General features: G+C 62.7%; 17 protein-coding genes and 2 pseudogenes. 9 read left to right on the top strand and 10 right to left on the bottom strand.

The features are described from left to right. Genes kdpA through FW789_RS10450 form a run of 5 tightly spaced genes read left to right on the top strand, consistent with a single transcriptional unit; the run spans window position 1 to window position 7,692 of the window. A complete protein-coding gene (kdpA, locus tag FW789_RS10470; protein WP_446431421.1) occupies window positions 1–1,695 on the top strand; it encodes a potassium-transporting ATPase subunit KdpA in 1,695 nt (564 codons plus the stop codon). A 9-nt stretch (window positions 1,696–1,704) separates the two neighbouring features. Continuing rightward, window positions 1,705–3,759, top strand: a complete 2,055-nt coding sequence (gene kdpB / locus FW789_RS10465) for a potassium-transporting ATPase subunit KdpB (protein WP_446431420.1) — start codon at window positions 1,705–1,707, stop codon at window positions 3,757–3,759. 10 nt (window positions 3,760–3,769) lie between these two features. Then, window positions 3,770–4,348 carry a potassium-transporting ATPase subunit KdpC gene (kdpC, locus tag FW789_RS10460; RefSeq protein WP_186698793.1) on the top strand — a complete coding sequence of 193 codons (579 nt, stop codon included), beginning with the start codon at window positions 3,770–3,772 and terminating at the stop codon, window positions 4,346–4,348. A 3-nt stretch (window positions 4,349–4,351) separates the two neighbouring features. After that, window positions 4,352–7,006, top strand: a complete 2,655-nt coding sequence (locus FW789_RS10455) for a DUF4118 domain-containing protein (protein ID WP_446431419.1) — start codon at window positions 4,352–4,354, stop codon at window positions 7,004–7,006. After that, the gene (locus FW789_RS10450; protein ID WP_446431418.1) at window positions 7,003–7,692 is read left to right on the top strand and encodes a response regulator; all 690 of its coding nucleotides are present in this window, start codon (window positions 7,003–7,005) and stop codon (window positions 7,690–7,692) included. The genes FW789_RS10455 and FW789_RS10450 overlap by 4 nt, the downstream gene beginning before the upstream one ends. 125 nt (window positions 7,693–7,817) lie before the next feature. On the opposite strand, the gene FW789_RS10445 is transcribed toward FW789_RS10450, so the two are convergent. Together FW789_RS10445 and FW789_RS10440 are read right to left on the bottom strand one after the other, a co-directional pair. Further along, window positions 7,818–9,878, bottom strand: a complete 2,061-nt coding sequence (locus tag FW789_RS10445) for a TonB-dependent receptor (RefSeq protein ID WP_446431417.1) — start codon at window positions 9,876–9,878, stop codon at window positions 7,818–7,820. Between the two features lie 79 nt (window positions 9,879–9,957). Continuing rightward, window positions 9,958–10,362, bottom strand: a complete 405-nt coding sequence (locus FW789_RS10440) for a DUF2946 family protein (protein WP_411561932.1) — start codon at window positions 10,360–10,362, stop codon at window positions 9,958–9,960. A gap of 201 nt (window positions 10,363–10,563) precedes the next feature. Between FW789_RS10440 and FW789_RS10435 the strand changes: the two are divergent. After that, window positions 10,564–10,746: pseudogene (locus FW789_RS10435) on the top strand (hypothetical protein); the annotation flags it as partial. Here FW789_RS10435 and FW789_RS10430 read toward each other — a convergent pair. Beyond that, window positions 10,724–12,646: an ATP-binding protein gene (locus FW789_RS10430; protein ID WP_446431416.1), complete on the bottom strand. Its 1,923-nt coding sequence runs from the start codon at window positions 12,644–12,646 to the stop codon at window positions 10,724–10,726. The pseudogene FW789_RS10435 and the gene FW789_RS10430 sit on opposite strands and share 23 nt — an antisense overlap. A 229-nt stretch (window positions 12,647–12,875) precedes the next feature. On the opposite strand from FW789_RS10430, the gene FW789_RS10425 reads away from it, so the two are divergent. The 3 genes and pseudogenes from FW789_RS10425 (at window position 12,876) to FW789_RS10415 (ending at window position 16,070) form a co-directional block, all read left to right on the top strand. Continuing rightward, on the top strand, window positions 12,876–14,660 hold the full coding sequence (locus tag FW789_RS10425) for a putative bifunctional diguanylate cyclase/phosphodiesterase (protein WP_446431415.1): 1,785 nt from the start codon (window positions 12,876–12,878) through the stop codon (window positions 14,658–14,660). Window positions 14,661–14,750: 90 nt separating this feature from the next. Next, a pseudogene (locus FW789_RS10420) lies at window positions 14,751–15,527 on the top strand (PAS domain-containing protein); the annotation flags it as partial. A gap of 81 nt (window positions 15,528–15,608) precedes the next feature. Further along, complete coding sequence (locus FW789_RS10415) at window positions 15,609–16,070, top strand: methyl-accepting chemotaxis protein (RefSeq protein WP_446431485.1); 462 nt, start codon at window positions 15,609–15,611, stop codon at window positions 16,068–16,070. 37 nt (window positions 16,071–16,107) lie between these two features. Here the strand turns inward: FW789_RS10415 and FW789_RS10410 are convergent, their stop codons facing one another. From FW789_RS10410 to gloB, 7 genes are all read right to left on the bottom strand, one after another. Further along, window positions 16,108–17,718 (bottom strand): ABC transporter ATP-binding protein, encoded by a 1,611-nt coding sequence (locus FW789_RS10410; protein WP_103436778.1) that lies wholly within the window; start codon window positions 17,716–17,718, stop codon window positions 16,108–16,110. Between the two features lies 1 nt (window position 17,719). Beyond that, window positions 17,720–18,739: an ABC transporter permease gene (locus FW789_RS10405; RefSeq protein WP_103436779.1), complete on the bottom strand. Its 1,020-nt coding sequence runs from the start codon at window positions 18,737–18,739 to the stop codon at window positions 17,720–17,722. 3 nt (window positions 18,740–18,742) lie between these two features. Beyond that, a complete protein-coding gene (locus FW789_RS10400) occupies window positions 18,743–19,816 on the bottom strand; it encodes a microcin C ABC transporter permease YejB (protein ID WP_101318219.1) in 1,074 nt (357 codons plus the stop codon). A gap of 1 nt (window position 19,817) precedes the next feature. After that, entirely contained in the window at window positions 19,818–21,665 is a 1,848-nt protein-coding gene (locus FW789_RS10395) for an extracellular solute-binding protein (RefSeq protein WP_411563503.1), read from the bottom strand. Beyond that, window positions 21,662–23,491: an extracellular solute-binding protein gene (locus FW789_RS10390; RefSeq protein ID WP_103436781.1), complete on the bottom strand. Its 1,830-nt coding sequence runs from the start codon at window positions 23,489–23,491 to the stop codon at window positions 21,662–21,664. Before FW789_RS10390 ends, FW789_RS10395 begins: the two co-directional genes overlap by 4 nt. 122 nt (window positions 23,492–23,613) lie before the next feature. Then, on the bottom strand, window positions 23,614–25,044 hold the full coding sequence (locus tag FW789_RS10385; protein ID WP_446431414.1) for a transglycosylase SLT domain-containing protein: 1,431 nt from the start codon (window positions 25,042–25,044) through the stop codon (window positions 23,614–23,616). A gap of 100 nt (window positions 25,045–25,144) precedes the next feature. Continuing rightward, entirely contained in the window at window positions 25,145–25,924 is a 780-nt protein-coding gene (gene gloB, locus FW789_RS10380; protein ID WP_207072723.1) for a hydroxyacylglutathione hydrolase, read from the bottom strand. Between the last annotated feature and the right edge of the window lie 70 nt (window positions 25,925–25,994).

The raw sequence follows: 25,994 nt of genomic DNA, 5'->3' as shown, positions 1-25,994 counted from the left end.
ATGCACAGTTATGACTTCGCCTTGCTGCTGGCGTTTTTCGCCATCGTGCTGCTACCCGCGCCCTGGCTCGGGCGCTTCTACTACAAGGTTATGGAAGGCCAGCGCACCTGGCTGTCGCCAGCGCTCGGCCCGCTGGAGCGCGGCTGCTACCGGCTGGCGGGCGTCCAGGCCGAGCAGGAGCACAACTGGAAGCAGTACGCGCTGGCCCTGCTGACGTTCAACCTGGCCGGGTTTGTCCTGCTGTTCGCCGTGTTGATGCTACAGGGTTACCTACCACTCAATCCGCAACGGTTGCCGGGCCAGGACTGGTCGTTGGCATTGAACACGGCGGTGAGCTTTGTCACCAACACCAACTGGCAGGCCTACAGTGGCGAAGCGTCGCTGAGTTACCTGAGCCAGATGCTCGGCCTGACCGTGCAGAACTTCGTCAGCGCCGCGACCGGCCTGGCCGTGCTGGTCGCGCTGTGCCGCGGGATTGCCCGGCGTTCGGCCACAACGGTCGGCAACTTCTGGGTCGACATGACCCGCGCCACCCTCTACGGCCTGTTGCCGCTGTGCCTGCTGCTGGCGCTGTTGCTGGTGTGGCAGGGCGTGCCACAGACCTTTGCCGATTACGCCCATGCCGTGACCCTGCAAGGCGCTGACCAGACTATCCCGCTCGGGCCGGCCGCAAGCCAGATCGCAATCAAGCAACTGGGCACCAATGGCGGCGGCTTCTTTGGTGTCAACTCGGCCCATCCATTCGAAAACCCCACGGCCTGGAGCAACCTGTTCGAGCTGGCGTCGATCATCCTGATCCCGGTGGCGCTGGTGTTCACCTTCGGCCACTACGTCAAGGACCTGCGCCAGAGCCGGGCGATTCTCGCCTGCATGCTGGCGTTGTTTCTGATCGGCGGGGCTACTGCGCTGTGTGCCGAGTACCAGCCCAATCCAGCGCTGATCAGTGAGCAGGTGCAGCAATCGGCACCGATGGAGGGCAAGGAAAGCCGCTTCGGCACCACCGGCTCGGTGCTCTGGACAATCACTACTACCGCCGCTTCCAACGGCTCGGTAAACGCCATGCACGACAGCCTCAACCCGCTGACCGGGATGGTCGCGATGCTCAACATGATGGTCGGCGAGGTGATCTTCGGCGGCGTTGGTGCGGGCCTCTACGGCATGCTCCTGTTCGTCTTGATTGCAGTGTTTCTGGCGGGGCTGATGATCGGTCGCACGCCTGAATACCTGGGCAAGAAGCTGCAAGCGCGGGAAGTCCAACTGCTGGTGGCGACCTTGCTGGTGATGCCGCTTGGCGTGCTGGTGCTCAGCGCCCTCGCGGCCAGCCTGCCAGGCCCTGCCGGTGCGGTCAGCAACCCCGGCGCGCACGGCTTCAGCCAACTGCTCTACGCCTACACCTCTGGCACCGCCAACAACGGCTCGGCCTTCGCCGGCTTTGGCGCCAACACGGTATACCACAACGTCATGATCGCCCTGGCCATGCTCATTGGCCGCTTGGGCTACATCCTGCCGGTGCTGGCCCTGGCCGGCAGCCTGGCGGCGAAGAACCGCGCACCGCAAGGGCAGAACAGCTTCCCCACCCACGGCCCGCTGTTCACCGGTTTGCTGCTGGTGATCATCCTGCTGATGGGCGGCCTGACCTTCCTGCCAAGCCTGGCCCTGGGGCCGATTGCTGAACAACTGAGCCTGGGTTTCTGAGGAATCAACATGAACATGCCTATTGCTCAAGTCCAGGCGCCACGCCCTGGCACTGATCAGACCCGCTTCGCCGCATTGTGGCGGCCCGCCCTGATACAGGCGCTGGTCAAGCTCGACCCGCGTCAGCTCAAGCGTTCCCCGGTGATGCTGGTGGTGGCGCTGACGGCGCTGCTGACTACGCTGCTGTGTTTTGCGCCAGAGAGCGGTGTCAGCACTGCGGTGGCGATCCAGATCGCGCTGTGGCTGTGGTTCACTGTGCTGTTCGCGAACTTTGCCGAAGCGCTGGCCGAGGGCCGCGGCAAGGCACGCGCCGACAGCCTCAAGGCCGGCAGCCAGGGCTTGAATGCGCAGCGCCGGCGTGCCGATGGCAGCTTCGAAACGGTTGCCGCCAGCGCGCTACGCAAAGACGATGTGGTCAAGGTGGTGGCCGGTGAGCTGATTCCCGGCGACGGCGAGGTGCTCGAAGGCATCGCGGCGGTCAATGAGGCGGCCATCACTGGCGAATCGGCGCCGGTCATCCGCGAGTCCGGTGGGGACCGCTCCGCCGTCACCGGCAACACCCGGCTGGTCTCCGACTGGCTGCTCATCAGCATCACCAGCAACCCGGGCGAATCGACCCTAGACCGCATGATCGCCCTGGTCGAAGGGGCCAAGCGACAGAAGACCCCGAACGAGATTGCCCTCGACATCCTGCTGATCGGCCTGACCCTGATCTTCTTGATCGTAGTGGTGACTTTGCAGCCCTTCGCCCGCTTTGCCGGCGGCAGCCTGCCGTTGATCTTCCTCGCCGCGCTGCTGGTGACGCTGATCCCGACCACCATTGGTGGCCTGCTTTCGGCTATCGGCATCGCCGGCATGGACCGACTGGTGCGGCTCAACGTGATTGCCCGCTCCGGGCGAGCAGTGGAGGCGGCCGGCGACGTGCATACGCTGATGCTCGACAAGACCGGCACCATCACTTTCGGCAACCGTCGCTGCAGCGCGCTGCACACAGCGCCGGCGGTGACGGCCAGGGAGCTGGGCGAGGGCGCCTTGCTGGCGTCGCTTGCCGACGACACCGCCGAGGGCAAGTCGATTGTCGAATACCTGCGCCAGTTGCACGACTTCAACGAGCCGGCCACCGATCAGTTCAGCCCGGTGGCGTTCAGCGCCGAGACACGGCTGTCGGGCGTCGACTTCGAGCAGCGCCGCTACCGCAAGGGCGCCGTCGATGCGGTGCTGGGCTTTATCGGTATCGAGCGCTTGCAGATGCCATCGGCGCTGGCCAAGGAAGTCGAGCGCATTGCCCAGAGTGGCGGCACGCCGCTGCTGGTGTGTGTCGACCAGCGCCTGCTCGGCGTGATCCACCTCAAGGACGTGGTCAAGCCAGGCATCCGCGAGCGCTTCGCCGAACTGCGCAAGCTTGGCATCCGCACGGTGATGGTGACCGGCGATAACCCGCTGACCGCTGCTGCCATCGCCGCCGAAGCCGGCGTCGATGATGTACTGGCCGAAGCCACCCCGGAGAAGAAGCTGGCGCGCATTCGCCAAGAGCAAAACGACGGCCGCTTGGTCGCCATGTGCGGTGACGGCGCCAACGATGCGCCGGCGCTGGCCCAGGCCGATGTCGGCATGGCCATGAACGACGGCACCCAGGCCGCGCGTGAGGCGGCCAACATGGTCGACCTCGACAGCGACCCGACCAAGCTGCTCGATGTGGTCCAGGTCGGCAAGGAGCTGCTGGTCACCCGCGGTGCGTTGACCACCTTCTCGATTGCCAACGATGTGGCCAAGTACTTCGCCATCCTGCCGGCGCTGTTTGCCGCGATCTACCCGCAACTGGGCGTGCTCAACCTGATGCAGCTGGCCAGCCCGCAGAGCGCGATCCTCTCGGCGATCGTGTTCAACGCGCTGATCATTGTCGCGCTGATCCCCTTGGCACTGCGTGGGGTGAGGGTGCAGGCAGCGAGTGCCGCACATCTGCTACGGCGCAATTTGCTGATCTACGGTGTCGGCGGCCTGATCGTGCCGTTTGCCGGGATCAAGCTGATCGACATGCTGCTCAATGCCCTGCACCTGGTCTGAGGAGGCCGTTATGACTACTTACCTTCGCCCGGCCCTGAGCCTGGTTGTATTGATGACAGTGATCACCGGCGCGCTTTATCCGCTGGCGGTGACGGCGGTTGCGCAAGTGGCCTTCCCCACGCAGGCCAACGGCAGCCTGGTACACGACGAGCACGGCCAGGTGCGCGGCTCGGCGCTGATCGCCCAACCGTTCACTGGCGATGGCTGGTTCCACCCACGTCCGTCTGCGGCGGCGTATGCCACCGTGGCCAGTGGCGCGAGCAATCTGGCGCCGAGCAATCCGGCTCTGGCCGAGCGGGTCAAGGCAGACGCAGGCACGCTGTATCGCGCCGAGTTGGGGCCGGTACCGCAAGCCCTGCTGACCACCTCGGCCAGCGGTCTCGACCCGCACCTGTCGCCGCAAGCGCTGGCGTATCAGATCCCCCGAGTGGCGGCGGCGCGCAAACTGCCGGTAGAGCGCTTGCAAGGGCTGATCGAAGAGGCCACCCTGCAGCCATTGATCGGCCCACCGGTGGTCAACGTGCTGGCGCTGAATCAGGCGCTGGAACAATTGACCCGCTGTGCTGATCACCGCAATTGTGAAGGATGAAACATGAGTGACTCTGCCCGCGCCGACGCGCTGTTGGCCAACCTGCCGCGCGCCGGGCGTGGCCGGCTCAAGGTATTTCTCGGTGCAGCGCCCGGCGTGGGCAAGACCTACGCCATGCTCCAGGCCGCCCACGCCCAGCAGCGCCAAGGGGTGCAGGTGGTGGCCGGGGTGGTCGAAACCCACGGCCGGGCCGAGACCGAGGCGCTGCTCGGCGGCTTGCTCCAGCAGCCGCTGCTGCGCAGCCAATACCGGGGCGTCACTCTTGAGGAAATGGACCTCGACGGCTTGCTGCGCGCCAGTCCCGAGCTGGCTCTGGTCGACGAACTGGCCCACAGCAACGCCCCCAACAGCCGCCATGCCAAGCGCTGGCAGGATGTGCAGGAGCTGCTCGCGGCCGGCATCGATGTCTACACCACGGTCAACGTGCAGCATCTGGAAAGCCTCAATGACAAGGTTCGCGACATCACCGGTGTGCAGGTCCGCGAAACCCTGCCCGACTGGGTGCTGCAGGAGGCCTTCGAACTGGTGCTGATCGACCTGCCTCCGCGCGAACTGCTGCAGCGCCTGCGCGAAGGTAAGGTCTACGTGCCCGAGCAGGCCCGCGCCGCCATCGATGCGTTCTTCTCGCAGACCAACCTCAGTGCCCTGCGGGAGCTGGCCATGCACACCGCTGCGGCGCAGGTGGATGCCGACCTGGCCCACGGCTACCGCCAGCTTGGCCAGGAAGCGCCGGCCCTGCGTGGTCGCTTGCTGGTCGGCGTCGACGGCGATCAGCAAGCCGAGCGGCTGGTCCGCCACGCCTGCCGCGTGGCCCAGCGCCGGCATTTGCCGTGGAGCCTGGTGCATGTCGACAACGGCAAGCTGCGCGACGAAAGCGCCCGCCAGCGTCTGCAAAGCGCGCAGCAACTGGCTGAGCGGCTGGGCGGCGAGGTAGTGCTGTTGCGCGCCGGCGAAGTCGCGAGGACCTTGCTCCAGCATGCCGCCGAGCGCCGTGCCAGCCTGGTGCTGGTGGGGCAGTCGCGTGATCGTCTGCGCCGGCGTCTGTTCGGCGCCGGTGTCGCTGCGCGGCTGCTGCGCGAAAACCACGGCCTGGAAATCAACGTGCTCGACCGCGAGGCGCAGCCACCCGCACCGCGCACGGCGGCGAAGCGGGTGTGGATCTGGCGGCACTATCTGCTGGCGCTGCTCGCCACTGCGCTTGCCGCAGGCCTGGCCTGGGCGGTCTCCAGCGTGCTGGCGCTGCCGAATATCTCGCTGGTATTTCTCGCCGCCGTGCTGCTGGTGGCGGTGCGCAGCAGCCTCGGTCCGGCGCTGGCGTGCGCGGTGCTGTCGTTTGTCAGCTATGACTTTCTGTTCATCCCGCCCAACTTCTCTCTGAGCATCCAACGCGAAGAGGATGTGCTGACGCTGGTGTTCTTCCTGCTGATGGCCGCGCTCACCGGCAACCTCGCCGCGCGCCAGCGGCGCCAGTTGCAGGCCTTGCGCGAGACCCAGGCGCAGACCAGTCAACTGCTCGACCTGTCACGCAAGCTCACCGTCGCCACCGACCGCCAGGCAGTATTCAGCGCCGCCAGCCAGCACCTCGACGGCTGGCAGGATCTGTACGTATGCCTGCTCGAGCGAGGTAGCGAAGGTCTGCTGCAAGCTGCCAACGGCCAGATGCCCGGCTTGAGCGACACCGAGCGCGCTGCCGCTGACTGGGCCTGGCAGCACGGCCAGGCCGCTGGCCACGGCAGCGACACCTTGCCCAATGGTCGCTGGTGGTGGTGGCCGCTGTTGGTCGATGAGCAACCGCTGGCCCTGCTCGGCGTACGTCCAGGTGACAGCACGGCCCTCACAGCCCAGCGCCGACGCCTGCTGATGGCGCTGGCCCAACCGCTGGCGCAAGCCCTGGCCCGTGCGCGCCTCGGCGAACAACTCGAAGCTGCGCGGCTGCACGGCGAAACCGAACAGCTGCGCAGCGCCTTGCTGGCCTCGGTGTCACACGACCTGCGCACACCGCTGACCGCTATGCGCGGCGGCATCGATAGCCTGCTTGCGCTTGGCGATGCTATCCCGCCCGACGACCGCCGCGAATTGCTCGAAGGCACCCGCGATGAAGCCGAGCGCCTCGACCGCTACATCCAGAATCTGCTCGACATGACCCGCCTCGGTCACGGCAGTCTCAAGCTTGCGCGTGACTGGGTGGCCCCGGCCGATATCGTCGCCAGCGCCCTGCAGCGCCTGCGCGTGGTGCTGGCGCCGCTGCGGGTCAGCACCGAGGTGCCGAGCGAGCTGCCGCTGCTGTTCGTGCATGCCGCCTTGATCGAACAGGCGCTGGTCAACGTGCTGGAAAACGCCGCGCGCTTTTCACCCCCAGATGGCCGCCTGCAACTGCAGGTAGACGTGCGTGATGAGCAACTGTGCCTGGCCGTCAGCGATCAAGGCCCCGGCATCCCCGAAGCTGAACGCGAAAAGATCTTCGACATGTTCTACACCGCCGCCCGCGGCGACCGCGGCGGGCAGGGCACCGGCCTCGGCCTGGCCATCTGCCAGGGCATGATCGGCGCCCACGGCGGCAGCATCCAGGTGGCTGACGGCATCGATGGCCACGGCACCTGCATCACTTTATGCTTGCCATTGCCCCCACAGCCCACCGCCGAAAGCCAGGACTCATGAGCCAAACCGCCACCTTGCTGGTCATTGACGACGAACCGCAGATTCGCAAGTTCTTGCGCATCAGCCTGAGCTCGCAAGGCTACAAGGTCATCGAAGCCGCCACCGGCGGGGAAGGCCTGGCCCAGGCGGCCTTGGCCAAACCCGACCTGATCGTGCTCGACCTCGGCCTGCCAGACATGGACGGCCAGCAGGTGCTGCGCGAATTGCGCGAGTGGAGCTCGGTGCCGGTGATGGTGCTGTCGGTGCGTGCCAGCGAGCTGCAAAAGGTAGATGCCCTGGATGGCGGCGCCAACGACTACGTCACCAAACCGTTCGGCATTCAGGAGTTTCTCGCGCGCATTCGCGCCCTGTTGCGCCAGGGGCCACAGGGTGGCGCCGCCCAGGCCAGTGCCAGCTTCGGGCCGCTGCTGGTGGACTTCGCCTACCGCCGCGTGACCCTTGATGGCAGCGAAATAGCGCTGACCCGCAAGGAGTACGCACTGTTGGCGCAACTGGCCGGGCACCCCGGGCGAGTGATCACCCAGCAGCAACTGCTCAAGGATATCTGGGGGCCGACCCACGTCGACGATACGCACTACCTGCGGATCGTGGTTGCGCATGTGCGGCAGAAGCTGGGCGATGACCCTACTGCGCCACGGTTTATCGTGACTGAGCCTGGGGTGGGGTATCGGTTGTTGGTGTCGTAAGCCCGTACTTGCAACACCGCTTCGGCGCTTGATCGCGATTGAGTAATGAGAGTTGTGAATACTCGTGAACCGCATTTGCATGCGGTCCCGAGCATTCCGATTCAATTGTGATGGAGATGTGCAGCCTAGAAGTCGACCGTCAACCCCGCATACAACGCTCGCCCATCACCAGGCGAGTGCAGTGAGTCTTTAGCCCCATCCGGGTCATACCAGGCATATTCGTAATAACGGTCGGTGAGGTTCTTGAGCTGCAGGTCAACGCTCAACGTCTCGGTGAACGTGTAAGTCGCGCCGATATTCATCAACACATAACCGCCATACGTACCTTGAGTGTTTTCCCGCTCAAGATAGTAGTTGGTCTGCCCATTCATCCACGCAGTCAACTGCAACGCTTGCGTCGCCTGGTAACTGATACCGGTATTCCACAAATGATGCGGAACATGGTCAATTTCCTTGCCTTTACTCTGTGGCAAGGCGCTACTCGGCTCGAGGATTTTCGAGTATTGCCATGAATACGAAGCCCACACTTCGGTGCGTTCGTCCGGGTGCAGGTTGACCTGCAGGTCGTAACCCCAGCGGCGGGTTTCACCAATGTTGTCGGACTCCCCGCTGGGGTCGTTGAGGCGGCGGCTGACTTCGCCGGTGGCGTCCTGGCGCCAGTAGGCGACGCGGCCATCAACCCAGCTGGCGGGGGTGAACTTTATGCCGGTTTCCCAGCCTTCGTTGATCGACGGTTGCAGGTCTTCATTGCGCGGCGGCACCTTGTAGGCCGCCGCGCCGCTGCCGACCTGGAACGTGCGGCCCCAGTTGGCGTAAACGCTGGCGTACTTCCAGGGCGAATAGACCACACTGAGCTTGGGTTGCTTGATCAGCCCGTAGTCGTTGATGTCGGAGGTTTGCCCGGTGAGTTGGTTGGTGAAGTCGCCGCTGATCTTGTCGACGCGATAGGCCGGCACGATCTTCAGCGACTCGAACGGTTCGATCTCGGCCTGCACGTAAGCGCCGACCGTGTTGAAATCGAAGTCCTGGTCGCGGGTCTGTGCTTGGCGTACGCGCTGGACGGTGCGATAGCGCTCGCTGCGGTTGTTCTGCTTCTGCACGTCGCTGCCGCCTTCCAGGGCAAAGCTGTGCAGCCAGTCCACTTCTGGTCGCCAGGTCAGCGAGGTGAGGGCGCCGTACTGGGTTTCATAGGCATCACGCTCTTGCTGCGCGCTGGTGCGCCAGTACTGGGTCCAGCGCCGATCATCGAAAGTATTCAGGTAGGTCTTGGCCGACCAGGCGAGGGTCTCGGCCAGGTCGGTGTCGAAGTGCACGCTGAGCTGGTTCATGCGCCGGGTGCCTTTGTCGCTGGCGTTGAAGTCGTTGCTCAAGCGCGGGTGCTGGCGGGCATCGGCTTCGCTCAAGTAACCCGCTTCCTGTGCGTCGGCTTCGTAATGGCGGGCGCTAAGGCCGAGACGGTAGCTGCCGTCGTCGGGGGTATAGAACCACTTGCCGCTGAAGCTGTAGCGCTCGGTATCTGCATGCTCGCGGTAGCCGTCGACCTGCTGGCGGGCGAAGAAGTAGTTCTGCGTCCAGTTGCTGGTTTCGATGCCCTTGGCCAGTTGCACTTCGCGGGTATTGAAGCTGCCGTAGCGCAGGCGCGCCTTGTTGTAGTTGCCGCCGCTGCGAGTGTTGATATTGACGTTGCCGGCGATGTTGTTGAGGCCATAGCGCGGATCGCTGGTACCGCGCACGACCTCGACGCTGTCGATGTCCAGCGGGAATACCGAGTCGATGAAGGGCATGTTGCCGTCATTGGTATTGCTCGGGATGCCGTCGATCAGCAGCTTTACGGCGTTGACTTCGCCTTCCCCATTGAAGCCGCGAAACGACAACTTGCCCGAGGTGGTGCCTTGGTTGAAGCCGGTGAGCATCACGCCCGGTGCACGGTTGAACAGCTCCCAGCTGTAGGCAACGGGCATTTTCTCGAGAATGTCGCCGCCAAGAATATCTACTGAACTGAGCACACTGCTGGTCGCCAGCGGCCCGCTACTGGTGCCGGAGACGGTAACGGCGCCGAGAGTCAGGGTGGAATTGTCGGTAGGCACAGCCTGAGCAATGGCTTGGGACACTGGGCAGAGCGTGGCGGCACAGGTAATGGCAAGCACGGGCACGACGCTACGTGCAGTACGAAGGTACGCAGGCATGAATAAAGGTTCCTGACAGAAAAGTCGGAGACGACCGTGCTGCGCAGTTCGCGCGCACGATCATTTGCTTGGCGACGATTCAGGTCAGCGGCGGGGCGCGTGGGGTGAGGTTCGGCCACTGCTGGCGCGGCAGCGGCAACTCCGGCCGCTGGCCGAGCAACAGGGTGTCTGGCCAGAAGCGTGGCAACAGGTGTTTGAAGTAGGCGCCTGGCAGCGCCGCTTGGCCGGTATGGCCACAGCAGCAATCACCGGCCTGGGGCTTGATCTCGCCGTGCCCGGAGAAGTCTGGCAACTCCAGCTTGAGTTGCGCCAGCACCGACTTGGGCAAACTCTGCCCGCCATGCAGGCTGCAGAAGCTGCCGAAGATCAGCGATTCATCCAGGGCGGGCTCACGCAGGGCACGGTCGAGCGGCATCGCCAGCAGGTTGAACAACACTGCGCAACAGGCGAGTAGCAAGAGGTAAGGGTGCAGGCGTGACCGCATCGGCGTTACCAGAAAAGTAGGCGCGCATTAAGCCGCATCTGGCTGGGCCTGTAAAAGTGTCTTGATGCGCTATGTTGTCACGGGTGAGCGCGATTGGTGCAGGCATGCTCCATGCAAAGCCAGGCGTCGAGCGCTCGACACAGGCGACCACTGCGCAGACAATCATGCCTGCCGGCATCGGCTGTGCCCTGGAGCAAACGCCAGGTGCCCAAAGCGGTCGTCAACCACGCCTCTCGCAAGGTTTCGCTACACGAGGGCATGCGCCTGGTAGCCAGGCACGATGGGGACTATGTGAGCAGGCCGATGCAGACCGAGATCTGGGAGCTGACGCGCAGCGAGTGGCTCGACAGCTGCGAACAGGCTAAGCGCCAGCCGGTGAGTTGAGCAAATGCTCAACGCTGGCCCTGAGCTGCTCGATGGTGAACGGTTTGGCCAGCAACCGCGACTGCTCCTGCCGCTCAGGGATGCCGTTCGCAGTATCTACGCAACCTGAGATGAACAGCACCTTGAGTGTTGGCCGTACTGCCCAGGCGGCTTCGGCGATTTTGTGTCCGCTGCTGCCACCGGGCAAGATCAGGTCAGTAACGATCAGCTTCAGATCAGGCAACTCGGCAATACGCTGCACGGCCTGATCAGCGCTGGGCATTTCAGCCACTTCAAAACCAGCCTCGTGCAGGGCTTCACCTACCAGCTCACGAATGGCAACTTCATCGTCGATGACCATCGCCGTACCGCGACTGCTGCTGGCTGCCGCTGGCTGCAGAATTGCCTGCAGGTCTTTCGCTACAGGGGCGCTGCCTTCGTGAACCGGCAGGAACAGGCACACCGCGGTGCCTTTGCCCAGCTCTGACTCAATACGAACAGCCCCGCCGGCCTGGCGTGCGAAGTCCTCGACCATCGACAGCCCCAGCCCGGTCCCGGAGCCCAGCGGTTTGGTGGTGAAAAACGGCTCCAGCGCGCGCTCGACGATGCTCGCCGGCATGCCCATGCCGGTGTCCGCCACGCAGATCCGTACATAGTCACCCGCTTGCACAAGCAGAGCGCCCGGGTCGGTCAGCGCCAGCGTACTGACCTCGATTCGCAGCCTGCCGCCTTGAGGCATTGCGTCACGCGCGTTGATGCACAGGTTGAGCAGGGCGTTCTCGAGTTGGTGGGCATCACAGTGGCACAGCGCGGGTGCGCCAGGGGCGAGCAGTTCGATGTTGATCAGCGGCGTCAGCGTGCGCGCAATCAACTCTTCCATGTTCTTTATCAACACCGCCGGATCGACGCTTGCAGCAACCAAAGGCTGTTTTCTGGCATACGCCAGCAGCCGATGGGTCAGTGAACTGGCTCGTAGCGTGGCGTTTCGGGCGAGGGTGACATAGCGCTCGACCCCTGCCAGGCGGCCTTGGGCGATGCGTTGTTCGATCATGTCCTGGCTGCCGCTGATGATCGTCAACAGGTTGTTGAAGTCATGGGCTAAGCCTCCGGTCAGTTGCCCCAGCGACTCCATTTTCTGACTCTGCTGCAGCTGCGAACGGACTTGATCGAAGGCCAGCTGGCGCTCGCGGTACAGTGTGACATCACGGGCCACGGCAAAAAACCGACCCTGGCGGCCGGTGATACGCCAGTTGAGCAGCAGAGGCTGGCCGTTGCTGCGTACGCTTTGCGTGTCGAGCTCGGCAATCTGTCGATCATGCAGGTTGCGCACGGCGTCGGATAATTGCGCAGGCGAAATATAGCTGTAGAACGCGCCATCTTTGAGCTGCTGCTCGGTCCAGCCGGTCTCGGCCTGCCAGGCCGGGTTCATCGCCAGCACTTCACCCTGTGCCGACAAGGTGCAGATCAGGTCGGGGGACAGTTTCCAGATGTCATCGCGCTCATCGGTACGCCGCTCGACTTCGTCCTCAAGGTTTTGATTGAGCCGGTCCAGTGCTCTGATGCTGCGCCGAAACAGCGCGCACACCACTGCCATTCCCAGCGTGACCAGGCCAAAACTCAGGCTGTTGATCCAGTCGGTCCAGTCGGCGCCAAAGCCGACCGGCCCGATGAAGCAATATTGTGCCGTCAGCACTGCCATGATGCATCCCAGTACCGCTGGCCCCGCGCCAAACCAGAAGCCGATGAACATCAGTCCCGGAATGAAGAACAGGTAGGGCAAGGCTGTAGCGGGCAGTTGCGCTCGCGCGAAAGCGCACGCCAGGACCACCACTACGGTGCCCAGGTAGCGCAGTGCAGGCGAGAGCTGCTTGCGCTCCAGGCGCAGCAGGGCAGCGGCGGTCAATCTAGGCAAACGGGTCAAAAAACACTCCGAACAGTGGTAGCCAGGCATGCAGATAACAGGGCGTGTATAGCGCTAAAGGACTGCTTTAGGCGTTTTCCCGGACTGATAGGCTAGTTACGCCTGGTCGTCCAATAGTTTTTTTTACGGTCGGCCGGTGCGAGGTTTGATTGTCCTGGCGCGCTCGGGCTGACTAAGCTGGCAATGTGCCTCATAGGTGAGTCTTTTGGATAGTGCTACAGGAGTTACGGTGGGTAATTCGACAATTATGCACGATGAGCGGTTGCGTCTGGCCGAGGTCGATCGACTGACGTCCGACCTGGTCAGTGGCTCGGACCCGGTGCTGAACAGTGTCGTGGCGATGCTCTGTGGCCATTTTGAGGTGCCTACCGCGCTGGTCAGCATCATCGACCGCAACTATCAGGTGTTCAAAGCGCGGGTAGGCATGGTCGCCGAGCGCACGCCCAGAGAGATGTCGTTCTGTGCCCTTGAACTTGAGCAGGACACTGTGCTGGAAATCTGCGACGCCTTGACCGATGCGCGCACTATCGATAACCCGCTGGTGCAGGGTGACCCCTACATTCGCTACTACGCTGGCGCACCGCTGGTGATCAAGCCAGGGCTGAGCCTGGGGCGGCTGTGCATCATCGACCAGGCGGCACGTCCGTCGTTGTCCGAGCGCGACCAGGCGCTGTTGCGCAGCGCGGCGCAGATTGTTGTCTCGCGGTTGCAGTCGATCCATGAGCAACATTTCTACGACAGTATGACCGGCTTGCCCAACCGGCGCCGTTTCGAAGCCGACTTCGCCGACTGCGCCAGCGTCGCTGGCCAGGTCGCAGTGTTCATCGAGCCTATTTCAGCAGCCGGCATGGACCGCCTGGTGAAGGCACTGGGCATCGAGTTTTTCGCAAGCTTCATGCTGGCCGTGAAAGAGGCCTTGCTGGCAGCCCTGCCGCCGGGGTCGCGCCTGTACCGCCCGAGCACGCTAGGTTTTCTGACCCTGATCGAATGCAATGACATGGCCTCATTGCCGGCCAGGCTTGGCGCTATCGTTGCTGCGCTGAGTGGGCCGTTGCACAGCGGCAATGTGCCGGTGTTCGCCGATGTCGGCATGAGCGTGCTCGAGCCGGGTGGAGGCACCGATGCATCGCTGGATACCCTGCGTTTGATGGCGAGCATGACCGATGCGGCGCGCCGCAGCGAACGACGCTGGCTGGTCTATGACCCGCTGGTCGATACCAGCCAGCGCCGCAGTACGGCCTTGCTCAACGCTCTGGAACCGGCGCTGGTAGCTGCCGACCAACTTCGTCTGGTCTATCAGCCAAGGGTTGATCTCAACAGCAAACGCTGCGTGGCAGTAGAAGCGCTGTTGCGCTGGAAGCATCCGACCATGGGCGAAATCAGCCCGGCTGAATTCATCCCATTGGCTGAAACCACAGCTTCGATTCGCGGCATTACCCGTTGGGTGATCTGGCATGTCTGTCAGCAAATGCGCAGGTGGCGGGCGGAGGGACTGCAGATGACCGTGTCGCTGAACATCTCCGCGCTGGATCTCGCCGATGGGCACCTGTTCGAGTACCTGAGCCGTACGCTCGGCGAGTTCGGCGTGGACCCGCGGCGCATCGAGCTTGAGTTTACCGAAAGCGCTCTGGTCACTGACTTCGACCAGGTGCAGCAACAGCTTCAGCGTTTTCGCACACTCGGGGTGGCGATTGGCATCGATGACTTCGGCAGCGGCTACAGCAACTGGGTGTACCTGCGCATCATCCCGGCCACCAGCGTCAAGCTTGATCGCTCGCTGCTGGCCAACCTGCAGCCGGGCAACAACGAATGGCACATCATTCGCGGGCTGGTCAGCTTGCTGCGCGACCTGCGCCTGACGGTGGTGGCCGAAGGTATCGAGACCGACCTGCACCACCATTTGTTGCGTGGCTGGGGCTGTGAGCAGGGCCAGGGCTATTTTTACGCGAAGCCGATGCCGCCCGCAGAACTTGAAACCTGGCTGCAGAAGGACTGCTGCGTGCCGATGACCTGACAAGGACGATGTTTAATCTCACAGCTGCACCTGCAAGATCGTCGACAACCCCCTGCCATTTCGGCCGCGTCGCTAACCACCGAGAACACCATGTTCAACTCAAAGCTAAAAAACCAGCTACAGCGACTGCAGGACGAAATAGAAGCGCTGCAGCGCGCGCAGGCCGCGAGAACTGACGAGATGTTGGAAATAACGGTTGATCGGAACCTGCTCATCACAGCGGTCAATCGCAACTTTGCTCGATGGGTTGGGCGTGAACAGTCGCAATTGCTTGGGCAATCGCTGGCTAGCATCGCGCCCAGCTATGTCAAAGAGTTGCCATGCTTCAAGGACTTTCAGCAGGCCATGAGCACTGGCACCGGGGCCAGCGACGAGTATCGCTATATCACCGCCGACGGCAGGATGGTCTGGATGAGAGCGGCCTGGTGCCCGGTCAAGTCAGCAGCGGGTGCCGTTACCCATATGTCGGCCTACGGCACCGAGGTAACCGCGAGCATCGATAAGGCGCGTGAAAACGACGAGTTCATCAAGGCGCTGTACCGCTCGACCGCGGTCATCGAGTTTGAGCTGGACGGTACTATCGTTGCTGCCAACGACAACTTCTTGAGGACGGTGAACTATTCGCTGGCAGAGATCGTGGGCAAACATCACCGTATTTTCTGTGACCCCAACTATGTCAACTCGCCTGCCTACCAGCAGCTATGGCGCAGCCTCAACGAGGGGCAGTTCGTCGCCGAGCGCTTCCTGCGCTTTGACAAGTCAGGGCGCGAGCTCTGGCTGGAAGCATCCTACAACCCGGTGCGCGACACCCGTGGCCAGCTCTACAAGATCGTCAAATTCGCGATCGATATCAGCGAGCAGGTCAAGCATGAGCAGGAGGTCAGCGCGGCCGCCGGGGTTGCCTATGACGTTTCTCGCAAAACCGATGACTCGGCGAGAAGGGGGGCGGTGGCCGTAAAGGATACCGTCGAGACCATGAACCGTATCGTCTCGCAGGTCTCCACGGCCTCCGCCGGGGTCGAGGCGCTGGGGCAGCAGTCGCAGTTGATCACATCGATTGTTTCCACCATCGGCGGCATTGCCCAGCAGACCAACCTGCTCGCCCTCAATGCGGCTATCGAAGCCGCGCGCGCAGGCGAGCAAGGTCGGGGCTTTGCCGTGGTGGCCGATGAGGTGAGGAAGCTGGCCGGACGCACCAGTGCCGCCACTCAGGAAATCGTAGAAGTGGTGCAGAAAAACAACGCTCTTGTGGAGGCCGCAGTGGTCAGCATGGGTGAAAGCACGCATCAGGCTGAAATCGGCCTGGCGCTGGCCAGCCAGGCCGGCCATGTCATCACTGAAATTCAGACGGGTGCGCAGGAAGTGGTAACAGCGGTCGGCCGATTCTCATCGCAGATTGCCGGGCAGTAACACCCGTGAAAGCGTGACCGGTAGCGCCGGCACGCCATCAGGCAGCCGGCTCGACCTCCAGAAACGCCGCTTCCAGCAGCTGCCGGGTGTAGGGATGCTGCGGCGCATGGAAGATCTCCCGCGCGTCCCCTTGTTCCACCACCTGCCCCTGTTTGATCACCATCAGCTGATGACTCAGCGCCTTGACCACCGCCAGGTCATGACTGATGAACAGGTAGGTCAGGTTGTATTTGAGCTGCAACGAACGCAACAGCTCCACTACCTGCCGCTGCACGGTGCGGTCAAGCGCCGAGGTCGGCTCGTCGAGCAGAATCAACGCCGGTTTGAGCACCAGCGCGCGAGCAATGGCGATGCGTTGACGCTGACCACCGGAGAACTCATGGGGGTAGCGGTGGCGGGTGGCCGGATCAAGGCCTACTTCCTGCAGCGCGGCAATGATCGCCGCCTCTTGTTCCGGGGCGGTGCCGATGCGATGAATGCGCAGGCCTTCGCCGACGATATCGGCGACACTCATGCGCGGGCTGAGGCTGCCGAACGGGTCCTGAAACACCACCTGCATTTCTCGCCGCAGCGGCCGTACCTCCTGCTGGTTCATGCCCTGCAGGTTTTGCCCGTGAAAACGGATGTCGCCCTGGCTCGAGATCAGCCGCAGGATCGCCAGGCCCAAGGTCGATTTGCCCGAGCCGCTTTCGCCAACGATGCCCAGGGTCTGCCCTTGGGGCAGGCTGAAATTGATCCCGTCGACTGCCTTGACGTAGTCTACCGTGCGCCGCAGCAGGCCTTTCTTGATCGGGAACCAGACGCGCAGATCATCCACCTCCAGCAGCGGCGCCCCGAGCGGGTTGGCCGCAGGCTGGCCGCTGGGTTCGGCGTTGATCAGCATCTGCGTGTAGGGATGCTGCGGGGCGGTGAACAGCGTCGTGCACTCGGCCTGCTCGACGATCTTGCCTTGCTGCATCACGCAAACACGGTGTGCGATGCGCCTTACCAGGTTGAGGTCATGGCTGATCAGCAGCAGGGCCATGCCCAGTCGTGCCTGCAGCTCTTTGAGCAGATCGAGAATCTTCAGCTGTACGGTGACGTCGAGCGCAGTGGTCGGCTCATCGGCGATCAGCAGTTCCGGCTCGTTGGCCAGGGCCATGGCAATCATCACCCGCTGGCGCTGGCCGCCGGACAACTCATGCGGCAGCGCCTTGAGGCGCTTGTGCGGTTCAGGGATGCCGACCAGGTCGAGCAGTTCCAAGGTGCGCGCCGTCGCCTGCTTGCCGGTCAAACCCTTGTGCAGGAGAAGTATCTCGTTGATCTGCTTCTCGATGCAGTGCAGCGGGTTGAGCGAGGTCATCGGCTCCTGGAAGATCATTGCGATGCGATTGCCACGGATGCGCTGCATCGGCTTTTCGCCAAGCTTGAGCATGTCCTTGCCACCATACTCGATGCTGCCACTGGGGTGGCGCGCAAGCGGGTAGGGCAACAGGCGCAGGATCGAGTGGGCAGTGACCGACTTGCCCGAGCCGCTCTCGCCGACCAGGGCCAGGGTCTCGCCCTTACGGATGTCGAAACTGATGCCATCGACCACGCGGTTGATCTGGTCACCGCTGAGGAACTCGACCGCAAGATCACGGACTTCGATCAGGTTGGGTTCGCTCATGTCATTTCCTCGGGTCGAAGGCGTCGCGGGCGGATTCGCCGATAAACACCAGCAGGCTGAGCATCACGGCCAGCACGGCGAAGGCACTGATGCCCAGCCATGGTGCCTGCAGGTTGGATTTGCCCTGGGCAACCAGCTCACCCAGCGACGGTGAACCGGCGGGCAGGCCAAAGCCGAGGAAGTCCAGCGCGGTCAGGGTGCCGATGGCGCCGGTGAGGATGAACGGCATGAAGGTCATGGTCGAGATCATTGCGTTGGGCAGAATGTGCCGGTACATGATCGCGCCGTTGCGCATGCCCAGGGCGCGCGCCGCGCGCACATACTCCAGGTTACGCCCACGCAGGAATTCGGCGCGGACTACATCGACCAGGCTCATCCACGAGAACAGCAACATGATCCCCAGCAGCCACCAGAAGTTGGGCTGGACGAAGCTGGCCAGAATGATCAGCAGGTACAGCACCGGCAAGCCTGACCAGACCTCCAGGAAGCGCTGGCCGGCAAGGTCGACCCAGCCACCATAAAAGCCCTGCAGAGCCCCGGCGATGACGCCAATGATCGAGCTGAGGATGGTCAGGGTCAGGGCAAACAACACCGAAACGCGGAAGCCGTAGATCACCCGCGCCATGACATCGCGGCCCTGGTCATCGGTGCCCAGCCAGTTGTCCGCCGAGGGCGGCGCGGGCGCCGGCACCTTCAAGTCGTAGTTGATGCTCTGGTAGCTGAACGGAATCGGCGCCCACAGCACAAAGCTGTCTTTCTTCTCCAGAAGGTCGCGGATGTAGGGGCTCTTGTAGTTGGCTTCGAGCGGGAATTCACCGCCAAAGGTGGTCTCGGGGTAGCGCTTGAACGCCGGGAAGTACCACTCGCCGTCGTAGCGCACGGCAATCGGTTTGTCGTTGGCGATCAGCTCGGCGCCAAGGCTCAGGCCGAACAGGATCAGGAACAGCCACAGCGACCACCAGCCTCGGCGGTTGGCCTTGAAGCGCTCGAAGCGCCGTCGATTGAGCGGGGACAGGGCCATTGGTCAATTCTCCCGGCTGGCGAAGTCGATGCGCGGATCGACCAGGGTATAGGTCAGGTCGCCGATCAGTTTCACCACCAGCCCGAGCAGGGTGAAGATGAACAGGGTGCCGAAGACCACCGGGTAATCGCGGTTAATCGCCGCTTCGAAACTCATCAGGCCCAGGCCGTCGAGGGAGAAGATCACCTCGATCAGCAACGAGCCGGTGAAGAAGATGCCGATGAATGCCGAAGGGAAGCCGGCGATCACCAGCAGCATGGCGTTACGGAACACGTGCCCGTAGAGCACCCGCTGCCGGCTCAGGCCTTTGGCTTTGGCGGTGACCACATACTGCTTGTTGATCTCATCGAGGAAGCTGTTTTTGGTCAGCAGGGTCATGGTGGCGAAGTTGCCGATCACCAGTGCAGTAATCGGCAGGACCAGGTGCCAGAAGTAATCGAGGATCTTGCCGGTGGTGGACAGCTCGTCGAAGTTGTTCGAGGTCAGCCCGCGTAACGGGAACCAGTCGAAGTAACTGCCGCCGGCGAACAGCACGATCAGCAGAATCGCGAACAGAAACGCCGGGATGGCATAGCCGACCACGATCGCCGAGCTGGTCCAGACATCGAAGTGGCTGCCGTGGCGCACCGCTTTGGCGATCCCCAGCGGGATCGACACCAGGTACATGATCAGCGTGCTCCACAGCCCGAGCGAGATCGACACCGGCATCTTCTCGGCAATCAGGTCGATGACCTTGGCATCACGGAAGAAGCTGTCGCCGAAGTCGAGCTGGGCATAGTTCTTGACCATGATCCACAAGCGCTCCGGGGCGGACTTGTCGAAGCCGTACATGTGTTCGATTTCAGCGATCAGGGCCGGGTCCAGGCCCTGTGCGCCGCGGTAGTTGGAGCCGGCCACCGAGACTTCGGCGCCGCCGCCGGCGATGCGGCTGGTCGCGCCGTCAAAGCCTTCGAGTTTGGCGATCATCTGCTCGACCGGGCCGCCCGGCGCGGCCTGGACGATTATGAAGTTGATCACCAGGATGCCGAACAGGGTCGGGATGATCAGCAGCAGGCGCCGCAGGATATAGGCGAGCATGTCAGTTGGCCTCGCTCGGCGTGGTCTCTGGCGCAGGCTGCGTGGTCACGGCCGGTTTCACATCAGGCTTGATCCACCAGGTGTCGATGCCTACGTCGTACTTGGGCGAGACCTTGGGGTGGCCGATGTGGTTCCAGTACGCCACCCGCCAGGTCTTGATGTGCCAGTTGGGTATCACGTAGTAGCCCCACTGCAACACGCGGTCGAGGGCGCGGGCGTGGTTGATCAGGCTCTGACGTGAGTCGGCGTTGATCAGTTGCTCGACCAGTTGGTCAATGGCCGGGTCGCGCAGGCCGATAAAGTTGCGGCTACCGGGGTTGTCGGCGGCGCCCGAAGTCCAGAACTCACGCTGTTCGTTACCTGGTGAGCTGGACTGGGGGAAGCCGCTGACGATCATGTCGAAGTCGCGCGAACGCAGACGGTTGATGTACTGCGGCACCTCGACCCGGCGCAGGGTCAGCTCGATGCCGAGGTCTGCCAGGTTGCGTTTGAACGGCAACAGCACGCGTTCAAACTCCGTCTGTGCGAGCAGAAACTCGATCACCACCGGCTTGCCCTGGGCGTCGACCATCTTGTCGTCGACGATTTTCCAGCCCGCTTCCTGCAGCAGCTTGTAGGCCTGACGTTGCTGCTCGCGGATCATGCCGCTGCCGTCGCTGACCGGGTTCTTGAACACCTCGGTAAAGGCCTGCTCGGGAATCTTGCCGCGCAGCGGCTCGAGGATCTTCAGTTCATCCGGCGTGGCTGGCTGCTTGGCCGCCATGTCGGAGTTCTCGAAGTAGCTGCTGGTGCGAGTGTAGGCACCGTTGAACAGCTGCTTGTTTGTCCACTCGTAGTCGAGCAGCAGGCTCAGCGCCTTGCGCACGCGTACGTCCTGGAACATTGGCTTGCGCAGGTTGAAGACAAAGCCCTGCATGCCGGTCGGGTTGCCGTTGGGCAGCTCTTCCTTGATCAGGCGGCCTTCGCGTACGGCGGGCACGTTGTAGGCGTTTGCCCAGTTCTTTGCCGCCACCTCCAGGTTGTAGTCGAACTGGCCGGCCTTGAGCGCTTCAAGGGCAACGGTGCTGTCGCGGTAATAGTCAAAGGTCATGACGTCGAAATTGAACATGCCGCGGTTGATCGGCAGGTCCTTGGCCCAATAGTCCTTGACCCGCTCGAAACGCACCGAACGACCGGCCTTGACCTCGGCAACCCGGTAGGGACCGCTGCCCAAGGGAATTTCCAGGTTGCCGCGGTTGAATTCGCGGTTTTCGTACCAGTGCTTGGGCAGTACCGGCAGTTGGCCAAGGATCAGCGGCAACTCACGGTTGTTCTTGTGCTTGAATTTGAACAGCACTTTCAGCGGGTCTTCGGCAATGACCTCGGCGACGTCACCGTAGTACACCTTGTACAGCGGGGCGCCTTGGCTGACCAACGTATTGAAGGTCCAGACCACGTCATCGGCACGCATGGGGTGGCCGTCATGGAAACGTGCCTCCGGGCGCAGGTAGAAGCGTACCCAGCTGTTGTCCGGGGCCTTCTCTATCTTGCCGGCAACCAGGCCGTACTCGGTAAACGGCTCGTCCAGGCTCTGGCGCATCAGTGTGTCGTAGATGCTGCCGACGTTTTCTGCGGTCACGCCTTTGTTGATGAACGGGTTGAGGCTGTCGAAACCGCCAAAGCCGGACTGGCGAAAGGTGCCGCCTTTGGGCGCATCTGGGTTGACGTAGTCGAAGTGTTTGAAGCTGGCCGGATACTTGGGCGGCTCGTCATACAGGGTCAAGGCGTGCTGCGGGGCAGCCAGCACGGGCAGGCTCAGGCAGGCTAGCAGAAGGCTGCCGGCCAGTTGGCGCAGGCGGTGCGGCATCATTTGGCTTTCTCCGAAGTCTTGAGCCACCAGCTGTTCAGGCCCAGGGTGTAGGGCGGCGTGGTGACGAAGGCGAACCGATTGCGGTAGGCCAGGCGATGATTGTCCAGATACCAGTTGGGGATCATGTAGTAATGCCACGACAGCACCCGGTCCAGCGCACGCGCGGCGGCGACCTGGTCATCGCGGGTGCGGGCAGCGAGCAGGGTGTCGAGCAGGTGGTCGACCACCGGGTCTTTGACCCCCGCATAGTTCTTGCTGCCTCTGGTCGAAGCCTGGCTGGAATGGAAGTACAGCCATTGCTCGAGGCCTGGGCTGAGGGTCTGGTTCAGGGTCATCAGGATCATGTCGAAATCAAACTGGTCCAGCCGTTGTTTGTACTGGGCGCGGTCTACTGTGCGCAAGCGTGCATCGATGCCAATGCTCGCCAGATTTTCGACATAAGGTTGCAGGATCCGTTCTAGATTGGGGTTCACCAGCAACAACTCCATCTGGAACTGCTTGCCCTTGGCATCCACCAGGCGTTGGCCGTCCAGCTTCCAGCCGGCTTTGTCCAGCAGGGTCAGGGCCTTGCGCAAGGTCTGGCGGCTGACGCCGCTGCCGTCGGTATGGCTGACCTGGTAGGGCTCGGTGTACAGCTTGGCCGGCAGTTCGTCGCGAAACGGCGCCAGCAGCAGCCACTCCTTCCCGGTCGGCAGGCCGCTGGCAGCAAACTCGCTGTTTGGGTAATAACTGGTCGAGCGCCGATAGGCGCTGCTGAACAGGGCGCGGTTGGTCCACTCGAAATCCAGCATCAAGCCCAGCGCCTGGCGTACCTGCGGGTCGCTGAACGTGGCGCGGCGGCTGTTCATGAACAGCCCTTGGGTCTGGGTCGGGATGCGGTGCGGGATCTGCGCCTTGATCACCTCGCCACGGCGCACCGCAGGGAAGGTATAGCTGTTGGCCCAGTTCTTCGCCTGATGTTCGATGTAAATGTCGAACTCGCCGGCCTTGAACGCTTCGAATGCGACCGTGGCGTCGCGGTAGAACTCATATTCGACGCGGTTGTAGTTGTACTTACCGCGATTGACCGCCAGGTCCTTGCCCCAGTAATCCTTGACCCGCTTGAATACCAGGCGCCGCCCCGGCTGCACTTCGGTGATGCGATAGGGCCCGCTGCCCAGCGGTGGCTCGAAGGTGGTGGCCTTGAAGTCGCGCTTCTGCCAGTAATGCTTGGGCAGTACCGGCATCTCACCCAGACGCAGGATCAACAACGGGTTGCCGGCACGCTTGAACACGAAGCGAATGCGCAACGGCCCGAGAATGTCGACTCGCTGCACTTCCTGCAGGTTGGTGCGGTACAGCGGGTGGCCGTCCTTGAGCAGGGTGCGATAGGAGAACGCCACGTCCGCCGAGGTGATCGGCTTGCCGTCGTGAAAGCGTGCCTCTGGGCGCAGGTTGAACACCACCCAGCTGCGGTCTTCGCTGTACTCGACCGAGCGCGCAATCAGGCCGTAGCTTGAGGTTGGCTCATCGCCGGACGGATCGTACATCCCCGTACCGACCATAAGCGTCTCGTTCAGCTCGCTGACACCGTATTGCAGGAAGTTTGGCGTGGTGACCGGGCTCGACCCTTTGAAGGTATAGGGGTTGAGCGTATCGAACGTGCCAAATGCCATGGCCCGCAAGGTTCCGCCCTTGGGCGCTTGCGGGTTGACCCAATCGAAGTGGGTGAATGTGGCTGGGTATTTGAGCGTGCCGAACTGCGCGTAACCGTGGCTTTCGCTGACGGTGGCGGCGGCGGGGAAGCTCAAGGCCAGGCTGAAGGACAGCAGGAGGGGACGTATCAAATCGGCATCCGATCCAGAGGGCGTTGGGCTTTGGTCGGGCTACAGTAACAGCTTGGCGGGATTGGAAAAAGAGTGATGCGAAAGGGGGCTGCAAGCGGGGCTGGGGGACAGCCCCGGGAGGATCAATGGCCGAGGTAGACGGTCAGAGTCTGGCCTGGTTTGAGGGCATGCCCGCTGCGCGGATTCCAGCGCTTGAGGTGCTGCATTTCGACGTTGAAACGCTTGGCCACCAGGTACAGTGAATCGCCCTTGCGGACCTTGTACTGAGTCGAGCGCTGCTTGGCCGAAGCAACCCGGTTGGCGGCTGCAGAGGGCGCATTGCCACCGCGCATGGCCAGGACCTGGCCGGCCTTGAGGCGATTGCCGGAGATCTTGTTCCAGCGCTGGATATCCTTGACCGAAACCCGGTTGGCCTTGGCAATGCTGCCCAGGTTGTCACCGCGCTTGACTCGGTAGCTGCGCGTGGCCGGTGCGCCGGCTTCGGCGACAGCTGCTTCGAACACGGCCTTGCGTGGTTGCAGGCTGAGCAGCTGTTCAGGGTTCAGGTTGGACAGGCTGGCCGAGAGCAACTGCGCCTTGGCAGTCGGCACCAGCAGTTGTTGCGGGCCGTCGACCGTCATGCGCTTCTTGAATGCCGGGTTGAGCTGGATCAGCTCGTCTTCATCGATATCGGCAAAGGCTGCGACCCGCGACAGGTCGAGGCGGTCATTGATGGCGACGGCGGCAAAGTACGGTTCGTTGGCGATCGGGTTAAGGTTGACGCCATACGATTCAGGCGTCGATACCACCTGCGACAGGGCCAGCAGCTTGGGCACGTAGTCGCGGGTTTCCTGCGGCAGCGGCAGGTTCCAGTAATCGGTCGGCAGGCCGAGTTTTTCGTTGCGTTCGATAGCGCGGCTGACGGTGCCTTCACCGGCGTTGTAAGCCGCCAGGGCCAGCAGCCAGTCGCCGTTGAACATGTCGTGCAGACGGCTCAGATAATCCAGTGCAGCGTTGGTCGATGCTGTGACGTCGCGGCGGCCATCGTAGAAGTTGGTCTGGCGCAGATTGAAGTGGCGCCCGGTCGAGGGGATGAACTGCCACATGCCGGCTGCGTGGGCACGGGAATACGCCATCGGATTGTAGGCGCTCTCGATCGCTGGCAGCAGGGCTAGCTCCAGCGGCATGTCGCGTTCTTCGAGGCGCTCGACGATGTAATGCAGGTACAGGCTGCCGCGCTCGCCGGCGGTTTCAACGAAACGCGGGTTGCTGGCGAACCACAGGCGCTGTTGCTCGATGCGCGGATTGACGTCGATGGTGTCCTGCAGCGCGAAGCCCTGGCGCATGCGTTCCCAGACATCCTGGGGCGCCTGCTGCTTGGGCTTGGCCATGATCAACGGGGCCGGCTTGTGCTTGATTCGGGCCTGATAGTTGTGCGCGCGAACGCTTTCGGATTCATCTACCTGACGGGTGCTCTGGCAGCCCACCAAAGTGGCGGCCAGGGCCAGCGCACTGATCTGTGCGAGGCGCGTCAAAGCGACGGATTGCGAGGTTCTGCGGCTACTGGAAGACATCGGCTGGGGCAGGTATCCGGGTGAAAAAGTTGGGCGATTCTAGGAACCGCTTTTGCCCGGGTCAACCTTTGCCCCTCAATTACGATATATCTTGAGGTTATCAGAAGCCGTCTTTCCAAGACCTCAAGGCAGCAAAAACAGCAGCTTGGCCTTCGTTTGAATGTCCCTTCCATTCGTCTGCTTTTTGTTTAACGGATGTTTCTGCGGTACGCAAAAAAGGGTTGGTGAGGCGTTCCAGGCCAATGCTGGAAGGCAGCGTCATGCGCCCATCTGCGCGCAGTCTGGCCACTTCCTCAAAGCGCGCGAGCACATCCGCATTGCTCGGTTCGACGGCCTTGGCAAAGCGCAGGTTGCTCAGGGTGTATTCATGGGCGCAGTAGACCTCGGTGGCGTCAGGCAGGGCGGCGAGGCGCTCCAGCGAGTTGTGCATCTGCGCAGGCGTGCCCTCGAACAAACGGCCGCAACCGCCGGCAAACAGCGTGTCGCCGCTGAACAGCACGGGTGTCGGCGTCTGTGCGGTATAAAAGGCGATGTGGCCAAGGGTGTGCCCGGGCATCGCCAGCACCTCGAAGGTCAGCCCCAGCGCGGTGACCTGGGAGTTGTCTTCGAGCGCCAGGTCACGGCCTGGGATCTGCTCGCTGGCCGGGCCGCTGACCCGCGCCCCGGTGGCCCGTTTGAGTTCGGCTACGCCGCCGACATGATCGTGGTGGTGATGGGTGATGAGGATATCCTTCAGCTCCCAGCCTGGGTTGGCCTCAAGCCAGTCCAGCACCGGTTGGGCGTCACCAGGATCGACCACCGCACAGTGGCGTTTGGCAGTATCCTGTAACAACCAGATGTAGTTATCAGAGAAAGCGGGTAGTGCATCGATCTGTATCATGTGCGGATCCGAATCATCTGCCGTGGGACATAAGGGCATCTTAGCCGCGATGGCGCGGCGGGAGAACCTT

The sequence above is a fragment of the Pseudomonas sp. 1121_17 genome (assembly GCF_052850745.1).
This window is presented reverse-complemented; position numbering and strand designations above follow the sequence as displayed.